This is a genomic window from Rhodoblastus sphagnicola, from assembly GCF_002937075.1.
Classification (GTDB): Bacteria; Pseudomonadota; Alphaproteobacteria; order Rhizobiales; family Beijerinckiaceae; genus Rhodoblastus; species Rhodoblastus sphagnicola.
In genome coordinates this window covers 1-4,729 of sequence record NZ_NHSJ01000032.1, presented here as the reverse complement: position 1 = coordinate 4,729, position 4,729 = coordinate 1, and the positions used below count along the sequence as shown (strand labels likewise).

5 protein-coding genes and 1 pseudogene are annotated in these 4,729 nt (G+C 61.3%); 4 read left to right on the top strand and 2 right to left on the bottom strand.

Going from position 1 to position 4,729, the window contains the following annotated elements; translation table 11 throughout:
- Positions 1-1,031, bottom strand: a pseudogene (locus CCR94_RS03340) (IS256 family transposase); the annotation flags it as partial.
- 58 nt (positions 1,032-1,089) lie between these two features.
- Here CCR94_RS03340 and CCR94_RS24935 point away from each other — a divergent pair.
- The 3 genes from CCR94_RS24935 (at position 1,090) to CCR94_RS24930 (ending at position 2,532) form a co-directional block, all read left to right on the top strand.
- Positions 1,090-1,254, top strand: coding sequence for a hypothetical protein (locus CCR94_RS24935; RefSeq protein ID WP_158254602.1), 165 nt, complete (start codon positions 1,090-1,092; stop codon positions 1,252-1,254).
- A 738-nt stretch (positions 1,255-1,992) separates the two neighbouring features.
- The gene (locus CCR94_RS03330) at positions 1,993-2,250 is read left to right on the top strand and encodes a helix-turn-helix domain-containing protein (RefSeq protein ID WP_104506459.1); all 258 of its coding nucleotides are present in this window, start codon (positions 1,993-1,995) and stop codon (positions 2,248-2,250) included.
- A gap of 108 nt (positions 2,251-2,358) precedes the next feature.
- On the top strand, positions 2,359-2,532 hold the full coding sequence (locus tag CCR94_RS24930) for a hypothetical protein (protein WP_158254601.1): 174 nt from the start codon (positions 2,359-2,361) through the stop codon (positions 2,530-2,532).
- 448 nt (positions 2,533-2,980) lie between these two features.
- Here CCR94_RS24930 and CCR94_RS03325 read toward each other — a convergent pair whose 3' ends face one another.
- Complete coding sequence (locus CCR94_RS03325) at positions 2,981-3,976, bottom strand: IS110 family RNA-guided transposase (RefSeq protein ID WP_246781512.1); 996 nt, start codon at positions 3,974-3,976, stop codon at positions 2,981-2,983.
- Positions 3,977-4,078: 102 nt separating this feature from the next.
- Here CCR94_RS03325 and CCR94_RS03320 point away from each other — a divergent pair.
- Positions 4,079-4,729, top strand: a 651-nt coding sequence (locus CCR94_RS03320) for a helix-turn-helix domain-containing protein (RefSeq protein WP_146089838.1), incomplete at its 3' end; no start/stop codon positions are given.

Sequence of the window (4,729 nt, the reverse complement as noted above, 5' to 3'; positions counted from 1 at the left end):
TCGGTGCGCCGCTTGATTTCGCCGTTGAGGCGCTCGATCGGATTGGTCGAGTGCAACTTGGTCCGATGCGCCGCCGGGAACGCCATGTAGGCGAGCACGTCCGCCTCGGCCTCGTCCATCAAGGCGGCGAGTTTGGGCGTCTTTGGCCGCAACTGGTCGGCGACCTTGCGCCATTGGCCGCGGGCGGCCTCGGCGTCGTCCTGGGCGAAGGCGGTGGCGATGAAGGCCGACACGACGCGTCGCCCGCTCTTGGTGGCGTGGGCGAGGACATTGCGCATGAAGTGGACGCGGCAGCGCTGCCAACTGGAGGTCAGCACCTTCGACACCGCCTTCTTGAGGCCATCGTGGGCGTCGGAGATCACCAGTTTGACGCCGCGCAGCCCACGGCGGCGCAACTTGCGCAGGAAATCCGTCCAGAAAGGCTCGGCCTCCGAGGGGCCAATATCCATGCCCAGCACTTCGCGACGGCCATCAGCGTTGGCACCGACCGAGATGATCACCGCCGCCGAGACGATGCGGCCGATGTCGCGGACTTTGACGTAGGTGGCGTCGATCCACAGATAAGGCCAGTCGCCTTCGATCGGGCGGTCGAGGAAGGCTTTGACCTTGCCGTCGATCTCCTCGCACAGCCGGCTGACCTAGCTCTTGGAAATGCCGCTCATGCCCATCGCCTTGACCAGATCATCGACCGAGCGCGTCGAGACGCCCTGGATATAGGCCTCCTGGATGACGGCGGTCAGCGCCTTCTCGGCCATGCGGCGCGGCTCCAGAAAGCCCGGAAAATAGCTGCCTTTCCGCAACTTCGGGATGCGCAGTTCGACCGTGCCGGCCCGCGTCTCCCAGTCGCGCGCCCGATAGCCATTGCGCTGGGCGAGGCGCTCGGCGCTCTTCTCGCCATAGTCGGCGCCGGTCAGGCCGGCGACCTCCATCTCCATCAGCCGCTCGGCGGCAAAGCCGATCATCTCACGCAGAATATCGGCGTCGGGCGCCTTTTCCACGAGCGCGCGAAGGTTCATCATCTCATCGGTCATCGGTGGTTCCTCGGTTGCGTTGGTGTCTCGCAACCCGAACTTAACCGGAGAATCGTCGGTGGCCGCCGAAAGCCGCTCGCTCGCTACGGCGCTATGGGCAGCGCGCTTCGCGAGCCGCTTTCTCCCGGCGTCCTACACCACGCGCGGGGACACGATCTTCAAATCGGTTCGCGGCGACAATGACAAGGCGCGACGACAGCGAACCGATTTGAAGCCGGATTGAACGAAGACGCGGTGACGTTAGCCTCGGCGGCGCCTATGGGCGTTCAAGTCGCTAGATCGGGAAATAGCGCGAGCCGGGCGCGGCTGGTGGTGGGTTTTTGAGACCAAACTCGGCTGAGATATTGATCGCGCAGGGCTGGGGATGATGCAGCCGACGATATTGCGGAGGGTTGGCGGGAGCCTAGGATGTTGTCGTGTGCGCTTTGGAGAAAAGCTATAGCGTTCGCGCCCGACTCGACGGGGGTTACGCCATGAAAAGAATTCCCTCAATCGCAGTCTTAAGTGGCCGCATGCCATCGAGCTTCCCCAACAAATGGCCAACGACGACCCTTTCAACCAAAACGCCGCTACCCGGGTCCAGGGTAATTTGTCTGGATATCTCTATAACCATTTTTCCAACCCCGCCCATGTACCCATAGAACGGGGCACCCTCGAAATAGAAGAATGGAGCATTGGCGCTCGCTTCGGTAGAAATCTCTCCGGCGATACTCGGAATGTTTTCGACGGTCCGTTTGTGGGCTTGTCGGTCATGGCGAAATCCATTCGGCGGCTTCCATCTCGGGCATGCGACAACCCGAGCGAGGCTCAGGCTCCTCGCATGTTTTGAGAGAAGGAAGTGTTGCGCCATTGCCCTGCTGCCACTGTTTTTCGTTGACATAAGTTATAGGCGTCACCCTTAGTGATGTAAATAAAACTCGTTGACATTGACGAATATGGGCGTCGTTGCTAGATTGCCCGCATGACGCCTGAACAATGCCGTGCTGCTCGTGGCTGGCTAGGCTGGTCGCAATCCGACCTCGCCGCCGCCGCGAATGTTTCACTTTCGACGGTTCGCGACTTTGAGAAAGGTCGCCGAATTCCGATTGGGAACAATCTAGCTGCAATTCGAGCTGCTCTTGAAGCGAAGGGGCTAGGTTTTGTCTATGCCGACGATGCGGGGCGGACTTGGGCATGTGGCATCACCTACGGCGATCCTGAGCGGGATACGACGCATTAAGCGCTATGACCGTGGCCTACCGGGTGGTCCGCCCTTAACCTTTGCGCGCTTGAGCAAACGGGGGTTACTTGGCGTCTCTAAGCCTATCCCCAGCAAAGGGGGCCGCCCATGGACGATGATAGCATCACTTGCATTGGATTCGATGCGTCGAAGGCGAAGCTCGCGGTCGCGATCGCGGAATCTGGCCGAACCGGCGAAGTGCGATATTTTGGCGAGATTGAAGCGACGCCGCAGGCCTGTCCAGCCAACCAGGGCCACCTCATACGGTCGGTCGACGAATGATGCCCGACATTCCAGAAGCGGAACTCGACCAGATCAAGACGACAGCGCCCGTTGCCATCGTAGCGGTCGTGGCGGAATTATACGAGCACTGCTCCGACCGTCGAACATCGAGCCGGCGTCTTGCAAAATCACGCTCGCCTCTTCGCCGTTAACGGCCAACTGGACAGCCTGTGGCATAGCCGCACCGTGTGTGGACGCCCCCACGAATGCAAGTGAAATCTTATTCGGTCATGGACATGTGGTCGAGCGCTGTCGTGTGTCCGGCCTCAAGATGCGGCTGTCACACGCCCCGGACCCTTATGGAAGTGCGCGGATCGGGTCCATTACGCTGACGCGCGCTCGAGGCGCTTCGGTGCGGACTGGTTTTCCCGATCCCGTTCTTTCGACCGTTTGCCCATAAGCCTCCTTCGACTCACCACATTCGCTGACAGCCCCTGCCGCCTCCCTTTCAGGCGGCGGCTGGAACCTCGTAGATCCCGCCGTGCGCGAGCAACGCCCATACGACCCGCGCCATTTTGTTCGCCAATGCCGTGGCGACGAGCATGCGCGGCTTTTTCGCCAGCATTCGCGCAAGCCAAGATCCTGCGGGAGCGCCCCGGCGCGCCGCCCATCGCACGACCGACATGGCGCCAATAATCAGCAGGCGCCGGAGATCACGTTGTCCCATCCTGGAGACCGCCCCCAGCCGCGCCTTTCCGCCGGTGGAATGCTGCCTCGGAGTGAGGCCAAGCCAGGCGGCGAAGTCGCGCCCTTTGGCGAAGATTTCTGGCGACGGCGCCAAAGCTACTATCGCCGCAGCACAAATTGGGCCGATGCCGGGAACGGTTGTCAGTCGCTTGGCTGTTTCATCTGTGCGGACCTGCTCGCGCAGTTGCCGGTCGAAATTTGCGATCCGCTCGTCGAGAGCGGCGATATGTTCAAGCAGCAGCTCAGAAAGTTCGGTGACGATGGCTGGCAATCCGCTGGTTGAACTCCTCACCTCCGACACAAGCCGGTCAAGGTTTGCCAGTCCTTGCGGAGCGATCACGCCGTATTCCGCCAAATGTCCCCGCAACGCGTTGACCGTCTGGGTCCGCTGACGCACCAGGAGATCGCGTGTTTTGAAAACCATCGCCGAGGCCTGCTTCTCGACACTCTTTACCGCGACGAAGCGCATTGTCGGCCGTGACGCCGCCTCAGCGATCGCCTCGGCATCAGCTATGTCATTCTTCTGACGTTTCACAAAGGGTTTGACGTATGCGGGCGCGATGAGGCGAACATCGTGGCCCAGCGCTTGAATTTCGCGACCCCAATGATGGGGACTGCCACAGGCTTCCATCACCACCAAACACGGCGGTTGAGCCGACAGAAATGGTAAGAGTGCGAATTCCGATTCAATCCGGCCACTGATTCCGATTTGAAGCCGGCCGGGATTCCGATTTGAAGCCGGCCACCATTCCGACATGAAGCCGGCCACCTGAGCCGGGTTTTTGGCTCTCGAAGTTTGCTCACCGCAGGCCAGCAACTGCGGCACTCCTGCCTCGTCGATGATCGACGGGAGATTGGAATGCCGGCGAAGCGGGAACTGAGCATGCGACAATTGCGAAACTTGTTACGGCTTCACCACGACGGGGTGAGCGTGCGCGAGATTGGCCGGCTTCTGGGCGTGGCGCGCAGCACGATCCAGGACAGTTTGAAACGCGCGACGGCGGCGGGGCTGATATGGCCGTTGCCGGAGGATGTCTCCGACGACGCGCTGGAACGCCGGCTTTTCGGCCGCGCCGCCGTTGCGCCTGGCCAAAGACGGCGGGTCGAGCCCGATTGGGCGGACTTGGCGCGGGAACTGAAGCGCCCCGGCGTCACGATGGTGATCCTGTGGGAGGAATATCGGGAGGTCCATCCCGAAGGCTATGGCTATTCAAGGTTCTGCGATTTGCTGCGCGGGTTCGAACGGCGGCTGACGCCGGTGATGCGCCAGCACCATGTCGCCGGCGACAAGGCGTTCGTGGATTACTCAGGCAAGCGGATCGGGATCGTTGATCCCGCTACCGGCGAAATCCGGGAGGCGGAGATTTTCGTCGGCGTGCTTGGCGCCTCGAACCTCACCTATGCCGAGGCGACCTGGACCCAGCAATTGCCGGACTGGATCGGCGCGCATGTGCGCATGTTCCGTTTTTTCGGCGGCGTCCCGAGGCTACTGGTTCCCGACAATCTGAAG